This is a genomic window from Deltaproteobacteria bacterium (assembly GCA_019310525.1).
Classification (GTDB): Bacteria; Desulfobacterota; DSM-4660; order Desulfatiglandales; family HGW-15; genus JAFDEE01.
Genome location: JAFDEE010000062.1, coordinates 1 through 16,185, shown reverse-complemented (window position 1 = coordinate 16,185; position 16,185 = coordinate 1). Strand labels below are relative to the sequence as shown.

The window sequence follows — 16,185 nt, the reverse complement described above, 5'->3', positions numbered from 1 at the left end:
TTCCGCAATCTCTGCGTCAGGCTCAAATTTTAATCCTCGAAATACTTCAATGTATTCCTGCGGTTAAAATTTTCGCCTTCCTTGACCTTGCACAAATTTTCTCATTTATGGATGAACACTAAATAACCGACCCTTTCCCCAGGGTCGATCCGCGCTTTTAGATTAATACAATAAACGAATGAGCCCGGGAGGAATCACACATGGCACCGGAAGGAAGGTCCTACCGGGTTGTGATGACCCCATTTTATTACTACACGCTTGACAATGAAACCATATTCTGATTAAAAGAAAGTTTATTCCAATTTCAATTCAATCACGGGTATTATAGCACATGAAAAGGACATATCAGCCAAGCAATTTAAAAAGGGCAAGAGCACATGGTTTCCGAGCGCGAATGCGGTCCAGCGGGGGCATTAAGGTTCTCAAGCGAAGGAGAGCCAAGGGACGAAAACGGCTGACCGTTTGACACCCGTTCCGATTCCTACAACCAGTCCTGATACTTTCATGAATTCATTCTCATTTTCAAAGAATGAGAGATTATTGAATCGCAGGGATTTTGTCAATCTAAATCGAGCGGGAAAACGATTTCAAACTGAGCATTTTACTGTTATATTCATGAAAAACGGGCTGGGCATATCGAGATTAGGGATTACTGTAAGTAAAAAGACAGGGAATGCGGTCAAGAGAAACAGGATCAAGCGCCTCCTCAGGGAATTTTTCAGGCTTCACAAGGGCGACTTACCTCCGGGTCACGACTTCCTTTTCATCGCGAAGAGAGGAGCCGGGGACCTTACCTATTGGGATGTAAAAGAGGAACTGGGTGAACATATCCTGCTTAAAAAGGATGGGGTCCAATCTTAGATTCGTCCCCATTGGATTTATATGGATTTACCAGAAATGGATATCCCCTTTTTTCCTCCCTTCATGCCGCTTTTATCCCTCATGCTCGACCTATGCCCGCCAGGCTTTTGAAAAGTATGGTCTTTTTAAGGGCTTTGGTTTATCATTGCTCAGGCTCTTGAAATGCCATCCTTTTCATCCGGGAGGATATGATCCTTTGCGTTAGTCCGATCTCCCTCCTTGACCTCACATCACAGGGAAGAGAAGGTGTGCGATCCTTCTCTCACGGTTAAGGTTTTGCTAAATGGAAAAAAGAACGATTATCGCCTTTGTCCTGTCTTTTCTTGTCTTGATCTTTTGGTCTACCCTTTTCCAACCCCCCCCTCGAACATCCCGCGAGGGGGAGGAAAAGGCGAAAACCGACTTGAAAACGGCCGCTGCGCCTTCCCGAGAAAACTCATCTCTGGGGCAATCCGATAATACAAAGGCCTTGCAAGGGGAAGGAGATCGACTTATAGCCCCTCTTGCTGAAAACGCCGAGGCCAAGAAAGTCATTGTCGATACCCCCCTTTACCGGGCGGAATTTTCAACGGCCGGCCCCACGATCACCAGCTTTAAGCTCAAACGCTACCGCCAATCCACGGCCAAGGGTTCTCCGCCCGTCGAACTGGTGCATCTTAAGAACAGTTCAGGTGGATTGGTTGAAATGGCATTTCAACCTATCACAGCCAGGAATCCGCAACGGATCATCTACCAGACGGACCAGGAATCTATCATTCTGAAGGAGGGATCCTCGCCCCAGGATCTCATCTTCCGTGCGGTCACTGCAGAAGGGCTTATCCTGACCCAGACCTTCCGCATCCATCCGGACAAGTATCCCATCGACCTGAATCTGGTCTTCAAAAACAGCACTAACCGATCCCTGGACGGGAAAGTGTCAGGATCCATCCAAAACCTTCCGCCGGAAAAAAGTGGAGGATATTCTTCCTTCTCAGGCCTGGCCCTTCTTCTGGATGAAAAACTGAAGGAGGTCCCCCCCAAGAAGATGAAGGATGAGAAGTCCTTCTCCGGCAGGATCGACTGGATGGCATACGAGGATCACCACTTCATGACGGCCCTCATCCCAGAAATCCGCGAAAAGGCCCAAGCCCGAGGACGACTTACGCCTTCAGGCGCCGTTGTGGGAACCTATGCGTCTTCACCCTTCTCGATCCCCCCCGGCGGGGTCTTTACAGCCCGCTTCACCCTCTATTTAGGTCCCCGTGACCTGACCATACTAAAGTCCCTTGGAAAAGATCTGGATCGTGCCATCAACTTCGGCTGGTTCGACTGGATCGCCAAGCCCCTTCTCTATACCCTCCGTTTCTTTTATAAATACGTTGGAAATTACGGGGTGGCGATCATCATCCTCACGGTGCTCATCAAGATTCTCTTCTGGCCCTTGACCCACAAGAGTTACAAGTCCATGAAGGAGATGCAGAAATTGCAGCCCCACATGGCCAGATTGAGGGAAAAATACAAGAACAACAAGGAACAGCTCAACAAGGAATTGATGTCCCTTTACAAGACATACAAGGTCAATCCACTGGGAGGGTGTCTCCCGATGCTCATCCAGATCCCAGTCTTTTTCGCCCTTTTCAGAATCCTTGGGAACGCCATCGAATTGCGCCACGCACCCTTTGTCCTTTGGATCAATGACTTGTCCGCGCCTGACAGGCTTTTCCACTTCCCCTTCAAGATCCCCTTGATGGCTCCCCCTTACGGTATTCCCGTGCTCACACTGTTGATGGGGGCATCAATGCTCATCCAGCAAAAAATGACACCAACACCGGGAGATCCCGCCCAGGCGAAACTCATGATGTTTTTGCCCCTCGTTTTCACCGTCATGTTCATCAATTTTCCTTCCGGTTTGGTACTGTATTGGCTAACCAATAACATCCTGTCGATCGGCCAGCAGTACCGCATCATGAAAAGTTCGTCATAATTATTGGAGGAAAAATATGGGAACCTACGAATTCGAAGGTAAAACAACGGAAGAGGCCATCCAGAATGCTTCCCGCGAGTTGAATCTGCCCGTTGAAGAACTCGATATCGATATCATTGAGCCGGGGTCCGCAGGAATTTTCGGACTAGTCGGCGGCAAGAAGGCAAAAATCAGAGTGACCTTCAAGGAAATCACTGAAGAAGAAACAGAACCGGTTGATCAGGAAGAGATAATCGATAATCTACAGGATGCTCTGGGGGAACCGCAAGCTCAAGGTGAAAAGGCAATCCCTGATGAGACCGATCGAACCCTGTCCGTGGCACAGGAAACCCTGGAAAAAATCCTGAACTTGATTCCGGTAGACGCGACCATCCGTGCCTCCCAGAGCGACGGAAAGATCAACCTCAACATCGAAGGGGATCGATCCGGTCTTTTGATCGGTCGGAAAGGGAAAACCCTCGACGCTCTCCAATTTATCGTCAACAAGATCGTGAACAAGGCCCTGGACAAAAAGATCAACGTGGTCGTCGATTCCGAGAACTATCGGAAAAGGAGAGAAGAATCCCTCGTCCAGATGGCCCACAAGATGGGAGAAAAGGCCAAGAGGCTGAGAAAACCCATAACCACCAATCCCATGAACCCCCGCGACCGGCGAATCGTTCATCTTGCCTTGAAGGATGACCCCCAACTGGATACGAGGAGTCGGGGGGAAGGCCTGATGAAAAAGGTGGTCATCATACCCAAGAAGTAGCGCATTCGACCCGTGAGGGCCCATGAACGGAAAACCCCTGGATGATACGATCGCCGCCGTGGCCACTCCCATCGGACAGGCGGGTATCGGCATCATCCGCCTCAGTGGCCCCCGCGCCTTGGAAATCGCCAAGCGCATCTTCATTCCCAGGAAAAAAACCCAACACCTCAAAAGCCACCGCCTTTACCTGGGTTCGCTGGTGGACCCCCGGTCCGGGGCCATGATCGATGAAGTCCTGCTGAGCTACATGAAGGCCCCCCGCTCCTACACGCGGGAAGATGTCGTGGAAATCAATTCCCACAGCGGCTTCCTGTTGCTCTCCAGGATTCTCGAGATCGTGCTCCAGGAGGGGGCGAGACCCGCGGACCCCGGAGAATTCACCTTTCGTGCCTTCATGAACGGAAGGATCGATCTCACCCAGGCCGAGGCGGTCGTGGATCTGATCCATTCCCGGTCTCAACGGGGATTGCAGTTGGCATCCCAGCAGATCGCCGGCCGCTTGGGAGAAAAAATCTCCGCCTTCCGTCGGATCCTCATAGACATCCTCGCCCGCATCGAGGTGGCCGTCGACTTCCCGGAGGAAGAGGATGCCCTCCTTGACCGGGAGGAAACAGCCCGCAAGATGGAATGGGATATTCTCCACCCGATGGAGGAGATCATGACCGCCCACCAGCAGCGGAAAGTATGGATGGAGGGACTGCGCACCGTTCTCGTCGGGCGGGTCAACGTGGGGAAATCCAGCCTTCTCAACCGCCTCCTGAACGAGGAAAAGGCCATTGTCACCCCCATACCGGGAACCACGAGAGACATCATCGAGTCCACACTCTATATCGACGGCATTCCCTTGCGGCTGATGGATACGGCCGGGTTCAGGAAGGTCCAGGGAGAAGTAGAGAGACTGGGGATCCGTATGGCTGAGAGAAAACTCGCCGAGGCCGATCTCTCTCTCATCGTCCTGGATCGGAGCCGTCCCCTGGCCCCGGAAGACCTGGATATCCTGGCAAGAGCCGACAAAAAGAAGAGCCTGGTCATCCTGAACAAGATTGATCTTCCCCCGAGGATCGAAGAAAAAAAGGTGCTGGATCTGGTCGAAGACGTGCCTTTGGTCAAAGTATCGGCCCTGACCGGACACGGGATCAATCAGCTTCAAAAGGCAGTCCGGGACCGGGTTCTGAGCGGTGAGACGGATACCTCCACCTCCCCCATCGCTCCCAACCTGAGGCAAAAAAATGCTTTGGAAGAGGCTTCGGTTTATTTCAAGAGGGCGATAAAGGTCCTCAAGGAAGGCCTCCCCCTGGACCTGGTCGCCGTGGAAATCCAGGGGGGCATGGAAGCACTCGGAGCCATTATAGGGGAAACGGCCCCGGAGGAGATCCTGGATAGAATTTTCAGCCGCTTCTGCATCGGCAAGTGAAGATTTTCATTTCCGCAAATAATCCTTCACCGTCTTTATGGCGCAGAACTTCCCGCACATGGTACACACATCGTCCTCGCCCGGAGGGTTTTCTTCTCTGAGCTTCCTGGCCTTTTTCGGATCGATCACGAACTCCAATTGCTTCTCCCAGTCCAGCTTGCCCCTTGCCACAGACATCTCCCTGTCCCGTTCAAGGGCCATCGCATTTCCGCGCGCGATATCGGCGGCATGGGCAGCGATCCGAGTAACGATTACCCCCTCCCTCACGTCCTCGGGTCTTGGCAGGCAGAGATGCTCCGTCGGGGTGACGTAACAGAGGAAGTCCGCTCCGGCCTCTCCAGCGACAGCCCCCCCGATGGCGCAGGCCACGTGATCGTAACCGGCCGCGATATCGGTGACCAAGGGCCCGAGCACGTAAAAAGGCGCCCCGTGGCAAAGCTGTTTCTGCAAAAGGATGTTGGCCCGGATCTGATTCAAGGGGACATGTCCCGGACCTTCGATCATGACCTGGACGTCCTTTTCCCAAGCCCAACGGGTCAGTTGTCCGAGGGTCATCAGTTCATGGATTTGGGCCCTGTCCGTTGCATCTGCCAAACACCCCGGCCTCAGACCGTCCCCGAGGCTCAAGGTGACATCATACTTCACCGCGATTTCCAGTAACCTGTCGAAATTCTCATACAGGGGGTTTTCCTTGTCGTGGTGGAGCATCCAGGTTGTCAGAAACGCGCCGCCGCGACTTACGATTCCCGTGATCCTCCCTTGGTCCCTTAGCATTTCCAAGGCGGCCCGGGTCACCCCGCAATGCACCGTCATGAAGTCCACCCCGTCGGCGGCCTGCTCCTCTATGACCTCGAAGATCTTGTCCACGGTGAGATGGATGAGCCCTCCCCGCTCGTTCACCGTGTCCACCACGGCCTGGTAGATCGGCACCGTTCCAAGGGGTTTCGAGGTACGGGCAAGGATATTTTTTCTGAAAAAGCCGATATCCCCACCTGTCGAAAGGTCCATCACTGAGTCCGCTCCGGCCTCTTCGGCGGCCTCCAACTTCTCCAGTTCCTCCTGGAGATCGGCCCTATCGGATGAAGTGCCGATATTCGCGTTCACCTTGATCGTCAATCCTTCCCCTATACCGCAGGGCTCCAAGCCCGAATGATTGACATTGGCGGGAATGACGACTTTACCTTCAGCAATTTTGTCCCTGAGCCACTGCACATCCACCTGTTCCCGGGCGGCTACCGCCTCCATCTCAGGTGTGATGATGCCGGCCCTAGCCTTTGACATCTGTGTCATGGTTCCTTGTTCCTTCCAAATCAAGTATCGGCGGCCCTTGCCGGGCTCCGCCAAAAAAGCCGCCCTTCGGCGGAATTCCTAACTCTGCCACTTCTGAAACGCTTACTGTCATCCTTCTCAAACCCCACCCCGGTGCAGGTTCACCACCACACATGCCCCACCCCTTGCTCAGGTGTCCAAGCAGGGTGCCTTTTTTGGAGCCTGCAGGGTATCTCATTCAACGATTCCCGGATTTACGGGCCCGCTGCCCCTCCCGCAGGAATACCCTCCCTCGATAGCCTTCCTCGTGAAGGCCTTGGCGCGGCGTGCCGCCTGGGGAAGCTTTTCTCCCTCAGCAAGGAAAACCGTCAATGAGGAAGAAAAGACGCACCCCGTACCGTGGGTGTGCTTCGACTTCAATCTTTCGCCTCTTAAAACGTGGATTTCTCGCCCGGCCAATACAAGATCCACGGGATCCCCTTCCAGGTGCCCCCCTTTGATCACCACGTCCGGCCCCCGACGCTTGATGAGTCTTGCGGCCTCTTCCATTTCCTCCAGGGCGCCGATCCTCAGGCCTGTCAACGCCTCAGCCTCTTCCAGGTTGGGGGTCACGACCGATACCAGGGGAAAGAGCACCTCCTTCAGTTCGGAAACGGCTTCCGGATCCAATAGATGGGAACCAGTCGAGGCCTTCAGAACAGGATCCAGCACAATGGGGCCGATTCCGCCCTCCCCGATCAATCCGGCGATCTCCCTTACGTTTTCCCCGGTCCCCAACATTCCGATCTTTACGGCATCCGGCGTGACGTCCTCCAGGATTGACTCAAACTGCCTTCGAACAAATTGTGCCGGAACTTCCAAGCACTCTGCAATACCCATAGAGTTCTGTGCGGTGAGGGCCGTCAGGACGCTCAGGGCATGGGCACCCAGGCTGGTAATGGTCTTGATGTCGGCCTGCATTCCGGCTCCCCCGCAGGAATCGGAACCGGCTATGGTCAGAACGAATTTCATTCCCGATCAAGGCCCCCATTCCCTTCTCAGCGGCGGGGAGTAAAGCCCGGATGAGGGATCCACACATGCGCGCTTCGGATTGTCGGATGAAGCGGCATAAGAGGGCACCCCCCGGGCGAGCTCCTCGTAAGATCAGAGATAACACTGCCCAGGGAGTCAAAAAGGCCCCCCTATCCTGCAGGGCCTCCGTAACCAATCATTTTTCTTAATAAAACCAAACTAACAACCAGCCTGGCCCCTGTCAACCTAAAACCAGAAGCCCTCATCCCTTTCTCGATATCACTCGCATCCGTTTTATCACGTGCCTCAAACCCTTCAAATCGATATTTCCGGAGATGGCCCCTAATCTCTAATGCTTCCCTGTTTCCAACCCGATAGTAAAAAATGGGATCCATAATAGACCCGAGTATCCAGCGTTCCCGTCAGCCATGAAGAAAATTTTTAAAACCCTTTTCTCTTTGAATCCGATCTCCATCACGACGGGCCTCATTCTCCTGGTCCTGGTGATCTTCCTCGCGGGCGTTTCCCTCCTGGATCTCCTGGAATGGAAGGCCTATGATTTACGGTTTCTTTCTAAAGGTGTCAAGAAACCCTCGGAAGAAATCGTCTTGGCGGCCATTGATGAGAAGAGCCTGGATCTGGTAGGGCGGTGGCCCTGGCCCAGGAACCGGATCGCAGAACTCGTCGACCTCATCTCCAGGGATGGAGCCAAGGTCATCGCCCTGGACCTGGTCCTCTCCGAACCGGAAGATTCTCAGGTTCTCTCTCTCATCAAGGACCTGAACCGGGAAATCCGCTCCCTCGGAATTCGGGATCCCCGCCTCGATGCCTATATTCGCAGGAACGGCATCAAAGCTGACAACGATCTCTTTCTGGCCAGAAGCCTCGAAGGATCCGCCTCCAAGGTGATCCTGGGCTACTTTTTTCACATGGAACAAGACGACCCCGATCATCCACTGCCGGGAAAAGGTCTTGAGGAAAGTCTCAGGGCCATCGCCTCGTCCAAATATCCCCTGATAAAAAAAACCGGCCTGGGAGCCCTGCCGGAAGAGATCTTCCTGAATGCCTATGCCCCAGAAAGCCCCCTTCCGATCCTGAGCCGGGCCGCGGACGGCACCGGCTGCATCAGTGTCATTCCGGATCCGGACGGGGTGATCCGATGGTTCCCCCTGGTCGTAAAGTGCGGGGAGGGCCTATACATGCCCCTTTCCCTCCAGGCCCTTTGGCAGTACCTGGACAAGCCCCAGCTCATGGTCCGAATCAACGACTACGGCATCGACGGCATTCAAATGGGAAGGACTTTCATCCCCACCGAGGAGAGCGGCCAGTTTCTCATAAATTATCTGGGGCCTCCCAAGACCTTTCCCCATTATTCCGCGGCGGATATCCTTCAAAAAAAGTTTTCCAAGGGGACCTTCACCAACAAGATCGTGCTGGTGGGATCCACGGCCAAGGGGACCTTTGATACGAGAAACACCCCTTTCGGACCAGGGTTCACCGGTCTTGAGATCCATGCTACGGTCATGGACAACATTCTCAAAAAGGATTTCCTGCGAAAGCCCCGATGGGCCGTCACCCACGATCTGCTGGCCATCGTCATCCTGGGGCTCTTGACCGGATTGGGCCTCCCGCGGCTCAGCGCGATAAGGGGATTCCTTTACGCCATGGGGCTCTTCCTTGTCCATATCCTCATCGGCAGGTGGCTTTTCATCCACCACGGGTACTGGGTCAATCTGGTCTATCCGCTCCTCACTGTGCTTCTGGTTTACACGTCCCTTACTCTGTTTTACTACTTCACGGAGGAACGGGAGAGGAAGAAGGTCAAAAACGCCTTCAGTTACTATGTCTCCGGGGCCGTTGCGAATGAAATGTTGAAAACCCCCGGAAAACTTAAGCTGGGGGGAGAGAAGAAAAATCTCTCCGTTCTTTTTTCAGATATCAGGGGATTCACGACGATCTCCGAGGGCCTGTCTCCGGAAGAGTTGGTGCGCCTCCTGAATGAATATCTCACCGTGATGACCGATATCGTTTTCAAATATGAGGGGACCTTGGACAAATACATAGGAGATGCCATCATGGCCGTGTTCGGCGCCCCCCTGGATCAAGCCGATCATGCCCACAGGGCCTGCACCACCGCCTTGGACATGGTGCAGGCCCTTAAAGGACTCAACGAGAAATGGGTCGAGGAGGGGAAAAGGCCGCTTGAGATCGGGATCGGTATCAACTCGGGGATGATGATGGTCGGCAACATGGGATCCGAACAGCGCTTCGACTATACAGTCATGGGAGATGCAGTCAATCTCGGATCGCGCCTCGAAGGAGCCAACAAGCGGTACGGGACCCGCATATTGATCAGCGAGTTCACCTACGAGAGGGTGAGGGACGATTTCACCTGCATGGAATTGGACAGTGTTCGGGTCAAGGGGAAGCAGAAGCCGGTTCGGATCTACCAATTGCTGGGGCCGATGGACATGGACGAAAGCAAAAAGGAAGTAGTGGCCCTCTTTCACAAAGGGCTGGATTTCTACCGGCAGCAGCGCTGGGACGAAGCGCGGCGTATCTTTCAAAGGATCGTGGAGATGGACGGAGAACTGCGCGCAGCCCGAATCTACGTGAAACGCTGCCTGAGACTCAAGGCCCACCCGCCTGGAACGGATTGGGACGGCGTTTACGTCATGTCAACAAAGTGAGCGGATCGGCTCCCGGAGCTGAATATCTCTCTTCCTTCCCTCACAACCGATTCATCAACAAGTAGTAGAGCAATTTCTGATACTCCAGGGTCACTTCCTTCAGGTATCTTCTCTGGGTCCACCAGTCCTGAGGATTGAAACGGGAATAGGGAGTAGGATGGACCCCGATCCAGACGGAATCCTCCTTGAATACCCTCCTGAAGGTCAGCCAGGCCCGCCGGGCATGGGTAGGAGAGGTGACGAGAATCAAGGAATGCAATCCGTGCCGCCTCACGTACCTCCTTACGACCATGGCCTCCTCAAAGGTCCCCTTGACGGGGTTCTCAGAGACTATCAGGGCGGAGTCCGGGATGCCCAGGGCCACGAGCATCCTTTTCAAAAGGTCCACTGTTTCCGGGTAGGTAATTCCCCGCTCCCTCAGAATGGAATACCCGTCGGGAGGCATCTCGCGCGCCATGAATACCTTGGCCGCATATCCGGCCTTGTAAACATCGGCCGACGCCAGCCCCCTCTCGATGTTTCGACCGGAAAGGCATACAACCAGATCGGCCTTACGGAGGGGATGGGATACGATCAGGTACCGCCCCATGAAGGCCAGGATGGATCCGTAATAACTGGCAAGGAGAAGGTAGAAGATCGCCGAAATGAAAAGGACCCACTTGGCCCGCGATGCCTTTGTGGGCGAAGGAGGCTTCCTCTCGCCCGGTTGGACCGTCCCGTCCGGGACATACCCCCCGGTTTCCCTCCCCGATTCTCTCCCGCCTTTCAAGAAAAAATCCCGCCGCACGTCAATCCCCAGAGGAAACGCCCTTATCCGTTCCTTGCCTCTGCCAGGATTCGTTGAAAAATTCTCTGACACGGGAGTGATTATAACAAAATGGGAGGCGTTCTGAAAGCCAGCGGGATGTTACAACCCAGGGCGGAAGGTTCAACAGAGCAGATTCCCCAACCGCTTGATTCCCTCGTGAATCAAGTCCACGTCAGTATAGGAAAAATTCAGTCGCAGCTCATTGGACTTCACGATTCCCTCCGGGTAGAACTTGCTCCCGGGAATGAAGGCCACCTGGTGCTCGAGCGCCCTGTCGAAGAGCCTGTCGGTATTCAATCCTTGATCAAGGCTCACCCATATAAACATCCCTCCCTCCGGAACGGTCCATCGTGCATCCGGCGGCATGTGGGCATCAAGGGCTTCCAGCATGGCGTCTCTGCGGGGACGGTAGAGGTCGATTATTTTCCTGATGTGCTCCCGCATCAGGCCCCTTTCAATAAATCGCGCGGTTACCCGTTGAGTTACGCAATCGGGACTTACGGTACTTTTCTGGGCCCACTTGACCATGGGGCCGAGTATCTCTGGTGGGCCCGCCGCAAATCCCAGCCTCAACCCGGGGCCCAGGATCTTGGAGAAGGATTTGGCAATGGTGACCCGTTTGGGGTCATCGAACTCCGTCCTGGCCAGTTCCCAGAGAGTGATGATTCTCTCGCCGCTGTAACGGAGCTCCCTATAGGGCTGATCCTCGAGAATAGGCAGGTCGAATTCCATTGCAATCTCGATGATCCTTCGGCGGCGTTGGAGATCCATGGTTTTACCCGTCGGATTCTGAAATTCGGGGATCACATAGATGAACTTGACGGATCTACCCCCATCAAAGAGCCCCTTGAGGGTCATTTCCAGTTGTTCAGGGATCATGCCGAACTCATCCATCTCGACACCGATCATTCGCGCTCCGCATGCCTCCATGGCCGCAAGGGAGCCGGGGAACCCGGGTGCCTCGCAGATGACGTAATCCCCCGGGTCCACAAGGGTCCTCGTAAAGTAGTAAATGCCGTTCGTGGACCCCACGGTGATCATGATCTCGCTGTTTGAAAGATAGGGGACCTCCTCGAAATCCTTGATGATTTCCTTGAAGACCATGTCACCGTCGCTGGCGCCGTACTGAAGGACTTCATCGCCTTCCTCGCGAAGGACTTTGAAGAAGAGATCGGCAAGAAGCTTTTTCGGAAAGGCATCCGGACTCGGAAGGCCCCCGGCGAAGGAAATCATACCGGGGACACCCTTGGTCACCTTCAGGATCTCCCGAATAAAGGAGTGTTTCATGGACGCGGTGGTCCTGGAGTATAACAGCTCTATGGGACGGGGCATGAAGACCTCCATGGAAGAAAAGTCAGGGGAAACCGGCCATATCCCGCGGGTACGCGGCCTGAGTGCCCTCTCGGGGTCTCCGGGAGCAGCCCTTTTACGGCCGCAGGCCATCAGGGGATTTTTGCCTTTCACCTTCTCAGCGATGAAGATTCCAGGCGCAGACAACGTCGATACCGGCCCTGGTGAGGGCATCGGCGGTGGCGTTAACGGCCTCGTGCTTGTCCAGGTAGTTCCGTTCCAGGGCTTCCATCAGACCCTTTTCAAGGATCTCCTCCTTTGCCAGGAAATACTCCAGGATATCCGTCGGGTGTTCGCGTGTCTTTTCCACGTGCTCATCGCCCCCCTCGTGCTTGGCCGATATATTGGGCACCTTCTTGGCGATCTCCACCAGTTCGTCACGCCGGTTGTAAGGTTGAACCACAATGGATTTCCAGGTCTCGGTGATGTGGTGTTCAAAACGTACCGTCTCTTCAAAACCCATGGCTTTGCGGATACGGTGGCTTGCCAGGATCGTGTCGTTGTTAACGGAGTTGGAGAAATTCAACCCGATGAGGCTGGTGGTCCCATCCTGACGGGAAAACAGCCTGGCGCCCGCCAGGGTCCAAAGAACGGCGAAAGGATTGTCGTGTCCTGTATAGACCGATATCTTGAACTCGTTGTCGATCCCCAGCTTGTGGAGCAGGAAGGCCAGGAGTATCGTCCCCGCATTCACATTGAGGACCTGGCGAATGCCGTACTCCGTATAATAATAGAGGTACTCCTCCACCCATTTCAGGGGGTAGTCGTTGGGCTCTCCCACACCGCCGAAATACCCGGTTATCGTCTCCGGTCCACCCAGATGAACGTTGGATCCGTCGGTTCCCCTGGTATCCAGGGTCTCCACATAGGTGGCCCCCACGATCTGCATGGCCGCCGCCACCGCCAGTATATCCCCCTGGTCCCTCTCTTGCTCCTTCATGTTTCGCACACGGATATATCTGCCGGGCATGAGTTGTCGTTTTTCAATGGCGCACCTGGCCTCGGAAATGAGCCAAGGGAAAAACTGGAGGGCCGATATTTCAAGGGTGACGGCCGTATCTCCTTGAACTCTCCACCCGTCCGCCCTATCCCCCAGGATCCGCCTTCGATAGTCCTCCATGGAGACGAAAGACTTCTTCTCCCGCTGTTCTTCCAGCCACTCGAGGTCCTTCAGGTAGGGGGAACTTATCTCTCTCAGTCTCCCCTTCAGGTTGTCCAGGTTGCGTGCTTCCTTCGCCTTGCGGTTGATCTCTTCCGGACCGCCGTATTTTTCCACTATCTTCAGGAATTCATTTATCAATGGGTTGTCCGGATCCAGTAAAAACTCATTGATTTCTTCCAATCGATCGGCTGAAATCCTCAGCCTATCTCTCAAACCTGACATGGGGCCTCCCTCCAATCCAACTATTCGTACTCCCGGATAAGTTCGTAGAACTTCTCTTTCTCCCCTTTGATCATGTGATAACAATGATCATCCGTCGGGAACGCCCCGGATCTCACATCACGGGCGTATTCCTTCAGGGCGTTCGTGACGACTTCCGCCACGTTGGCGTATCGTCTGACGAATTTGGGTGTAAAGGCGGTGAATTGCCCGATCAGGTCGGACACGATCAGGAGCTGGCCGTCGCATTCGGCGCCCGCGCCGATGGACAGGACCGGGATCTTGAGCCTTCGGGTGATAAATCCCGACACCTCAGGCGGTACCGCCTCTATGAGGAGCATCTGGGCTCCCGCTTCCTCTATGGCCAGAGCGTCCTCGATGACGAGCCTCGCCGATTCCGCGGTTCTTCCCTGGGCCTTGTGTCCCCCCATCTGCCCCGAACTCTGTGGTGTGAGGCCGATATGCCCGATAACGACGATCCCGGCGTCCAAGATCGCCCGGATTCTGGAGAGCACCCGCTTTCCGCCCTCCAGCTTGATGGCGTCCACCCCGGCCTCCTTGAGGAATCGTATGGCGTTCCTGGCGGCCTCTTCATCCGAGACCTGGTAACTGCCCAGAGGCATATCACCTACCACGAAGGTGTTGGGAGCGCCCCTCCTCACCGCCTCGCAATGCACGATGCATTGGTCCATGGTGACGGGAACCGTCCCTTCATAGCCATACACGCACATCCCCAGGGAATCACCCACCAGGATCATGTCCATTCCGGCGGCTTCTGCAAACTGCGCGGTAGGGAAATCATAGGAAGTAATCCAGGTGATCTTTCTCCCCTCCTCCTTCATCTTCACAAAATCATGAATCGCCAGTTTTCTCTTTTCCATTGTTTTCCTCCCATCAGGGTACTGAATAGAAGCACATCTCAAAGACAAGGATCCGACCGCCGGGTAAATCCGAAAATTCGTTCAACGGGAGCTGTCCCTGCATTCCCTTCCCTCGCAGGCCGCTGAAAAACTACTACGCTTGCAGATGCTCGGGTTAAAATGAGGCTCAAAATGCTCATTTACTAGTGCCCATCCAATGTCATTAACTTAAGTGGTAGCAAAAGGGCATAACCATTCAGATATATTAAGAATATCCTTTCTTTTTAGAGGGTGGCATGGTATACTCGCTTTCAATAAAAAGAAGTAATCAATACATACACGAAAGGAGCATACCATGCCGAAAAATCACGATGATGTTGTTCATGTTGGCACGAAACCTGATTTTCAATATATGTGCCGATGCAATTGAATTCATTAAACGAATCATCATTTCTCCCTCATTTATCTGCCGCCACCGTCAACATCAAAATGATTTTACACGCCAGAGGAAACTCCCCTTTCACGTACTGATTGTTTTTCTGATCAATTTTGTCAAAGGCTCATATCAGGATGAGCTGGACAAGTTCTTCAAAACCGTTTGCCGCTTTGATGTGGCTAGGCGTATTGTCTCCAAGGCAGCTCTAAGCAAAGCTCGTATGAAATTGAAGTTCGAAGCCTTTATCGAACTGAACCAACATCTTATCAACTATTTTGAAAAACACTTCAAGCCACGTACCTGGCTGGGCTTTCGGTTGTTGGCCATTGATGGCTCCACCTTGCGTTTGCCATCAAGTGAAACGCTCGCTCAGCACTTTGGCGTTTGGAACAGTCGCCTGGGAGTATCATCTCCCATGGCCAGGGTATCTCAACTTTTTGATGTCCTCAATAAGATCACCATCGAGGCCATCATCAAACCAAAAGATATCGGTGAACGCGAGCTTGCTGCCCAACACTTGCTCAATGTGATGCCGAACGATCTGATTCTGCTCGACAGAGGATATCCGGCGTGGTGGCTCTTCAGATTGATACTGTCCATGAATGCCAACTTTTGCGCTCGACTTTCCTGCACCAAATGGAAGGTAGTTCGCAAGTTCTTACGTTCCGGTCGGCCTGAAAAAATCATTGACCTGCCGATTCATGCATCTTCTGTGGCCCAGTGCAAGCAAATGGGACTAGACTTGACACCCCTCAAACTGCGACTGATCCGCATTGAGAACAATGGACATGTTGTCGTTCTGATCACTTCATTGATTGATACCCAACAGTATCCTATCCATGTGTTCAGCAACCTATATAACCATAGATGGCCTGTTGAAGAAAACTACAAAACTATTAAGTGTCGAATAGAGGTGGAAAACTTCTCCGGAAAATCCCCCCTGTCCGTGTATCAGGACTTCCATGCAACAATCTTCGCCAAAAACCTGGTGCGCATGTTAACAATTCCCATTCAAAACCATTTGGATGAGGATACCGGCAAACAGTATCGATATCAAATCAACTTCACCCAGGCCCTCTCAAAGTGTAAAGGACTGGTTGCTTTGCTGTTTTATGACTCCATCGCGCAGATTAAAAACCTGATCACTGAATTACAAGACCTCTTGCTAAAAACTATTGAACCAATCAGACTGGGAAGAAAATATCCGCGTAAGCACAAAGCCAAGCGAAAAAAATTCTTCCTACAGTATAAGCCGGTCGGTTAAGTTAATGACATTGAGTGTCCATCCATAAATGGCCAATTTCCGCAATCTTCCGCCTCCGCCACGGCTACTGCGTGACAGGCTGCGTCAGGCTCAAATTTTAATCCTCGAAATACTTCAATGTATGGAT

General features: G+C 53.4%; 14 protein-coding genes. 8 read left to right on the top strand and 6 right to left on the bottom strand.

From position 1 onward, the window contains the following. Positions 1–331: 331 nt before the first annotated feature. The 6 genes from rpmH (at position 332) to mnmE (ending at position 4,989) form a co-directional block, all read left to right on the top strand. Positions 332–466: a 50S ribosomal protein L34 gene (gene rpmH, locus JRF57_11855; protein ID MBW2304393.1), complete on the top strand. Its 135-nt coding sequence runs from the start codon at positions 332–334 to the stop codon at positions 464–466. Positions 467–504: 38 nt separating this feature from the next. Continuing rightward, positions 505–861, top strand: coding sequence for a ribonuclease P protein component (gene rnpA / locus JRF57_11850; GenBank protein MBW2304392.1), 357 nt, complete (start codon positions 505–507; stop codon positions 859–861). Continuing rightward, positions 845–1,066, top strand: a complete 222-nt coding sequence (gene yidD, locus JRF57_11845; protein ID MBW2304391.1) for a membrane protein insertion efficiency factor YidD — start codon at positions 845–847, stop codon at positions 1,064–1,066. The genes rnpA and yidD overlap by 17 nt, the downstream gene beginning before the upstream one ends. A gap of 78 nt (positions 1,067–1,144) precedes the next feature. After that, entirely contained in the window at positions 1,145–2,824 is a 1,680-nt protein-coding gene (gene yidC / locus JRF57_11840; GenBank protein ID MBW2304390.1) for a membrane protein insertase YidC, read from the top strand. A gap of 16 nt (positions 2,825–2,840) precedes the next feature. Beyond that, complete coding sequence (locus JRF57_11835; protein ID MBW2304389.1) at positions 2,841–3,575, top strand: protein jag; 735 nt, start codon at positions 2,841–2,843, stop codon at positions 3,573–3,575. A gap of 22 nt (positions 3,576–3,597) precedes the next feature. Next, the gene (gene mnmE / locus JRF57_11830) at positions 3,598–4,989 is read left to right on the top strand and encodes a tRNA uridine-5-carboxymethylaminomethyl(34) synthesis GTPase MnmE (GenBank protein ID MBW2304388.1); all 1,392 of its coding nucleotides are present in this window, start codon (positions 3,598–3,600) and stop codon (positions 4,987–4,989) included. 6 nt (positions 4,990–4,995) lie between these two features. On the opposite strand, the gene thiC is transcribed toward mnmE, so the two are convergent. Continuing rightward, the gene (thiC, locus tag JRF57_11825; GenBank protein ID MBW2304387.1) at positions 4,996–6,279 is read right to left on the bottom strand and encodes a phosphomethylpyrimidine synthase ThiC; all 1,284 of its coding nucleotides are present in this window, start codon (positions 6,277–6,279) and stop codon (positions 4,996–4,998) included. 213 nt (positions 6,280–6,492) lie between these two features. Then, on the bottom strand, positions 6,493–7,269 hold the full coding sequence (gene thiD, locus JRF57_11820; GenBank protein ID MBW2304386.1) for a bifunctional hydroxymethylpyrimidine kinase/phosphomethylpyrimidine kinase: 777 nt from the start codon (positions 7,267–7,269) through the stop codon (positions 6,493–6,495). Between the two features lie 428 nt (positions 7,270–7,697). Here thiD and JRF57_11815 point away from each other — a divergent pair, with 428 nt between their 5' ends. After that, positions 7,698–9,959 (top strand): adenylate/guanylate cyclase domain-containing protein, encoded by a 2,262-nt coding sequence (locus JRF57_11815; GenBank protein MBW2304385.1) that lies wholly within the window; start codon positions 7,698–7,700, stop codon positions 9,957–9,959. Between the two features lie 40 nt (positions 9,960–9,999). Here the strand turns inward: JRF57_11815 and JRF57_11810 are convergent, their stop codons facing one another. The 4 genes from JRF57_11810 to panB form a co-directional block, all read right to left on the bottom strand. Further along, positions 10,000–10,728: a YdcF family protein gene (locus JRF57_11810; protein MBW2304384.1), complete on the bottom strand. Its 729-nt coding sequence runs from the start codon at positions 10,726–10,728 to the stop codon at positions 10,000–10,002. A gap of 159 nt (positions 10,729–10,887) precedes the next feature. Further along, positions 10,888–12,099 carry a PLP-dependent aminotransferase family protein gene (locus JRF57_11805; GenBank protein ID MBW2304383.1) on the bottom strand — a complete coding sequence of 404 codons (1,212 nt, stop codon included), beginning with the start codon at positions 12,097–12,099 and terminating at the stop codon, positions 10,888–10,890. A gap of 136 nt (positions 12,100–12,235) precedes the next feature. After that, positions 12,236–13,501: a hypothetical protein gene (locus JRF57_11800; protein MBW2304382.1), complete on the bottom strand. Its 1,266-nt coding sequence runs from the start codon at positions 13,499–13,501 to the stop codon at positions 12,236–12,238. Between the two features lie 20 nt (positions 13,502–13,521). Next, positions 13,522–14,379: a 3-methyl-2-oxobutanoate hydroxymethyltransferase gene (gene panB, locus JRF57_11795; protein ID MBW2304381.1), complete on the bottom strand. Its 858-nt coding sequence runs from the start codon at positions 14,377–14,379 to the stop codon at positions 13,522–13,524. A 362-nt stretch (positions 14,380–14,741) separates the two neighbouring features. Between panB and JRF57_11790 the strand changes: the two genes are divergently transcribed. After that, positions 14,742–16,058 carry an IS4 family transposase gene (locus JRF57_11790; protein ID MBW2304380.1) on the top strand — a complete coding sequence of 439 codons (1,317 nt, stop codon included), beginning with the start codon at positions 14,742–14,744 and terminating at the stop codon, positions 16,056–16,058. Positions 16,059–16,185: the final 127 nt, after the last annotated feature.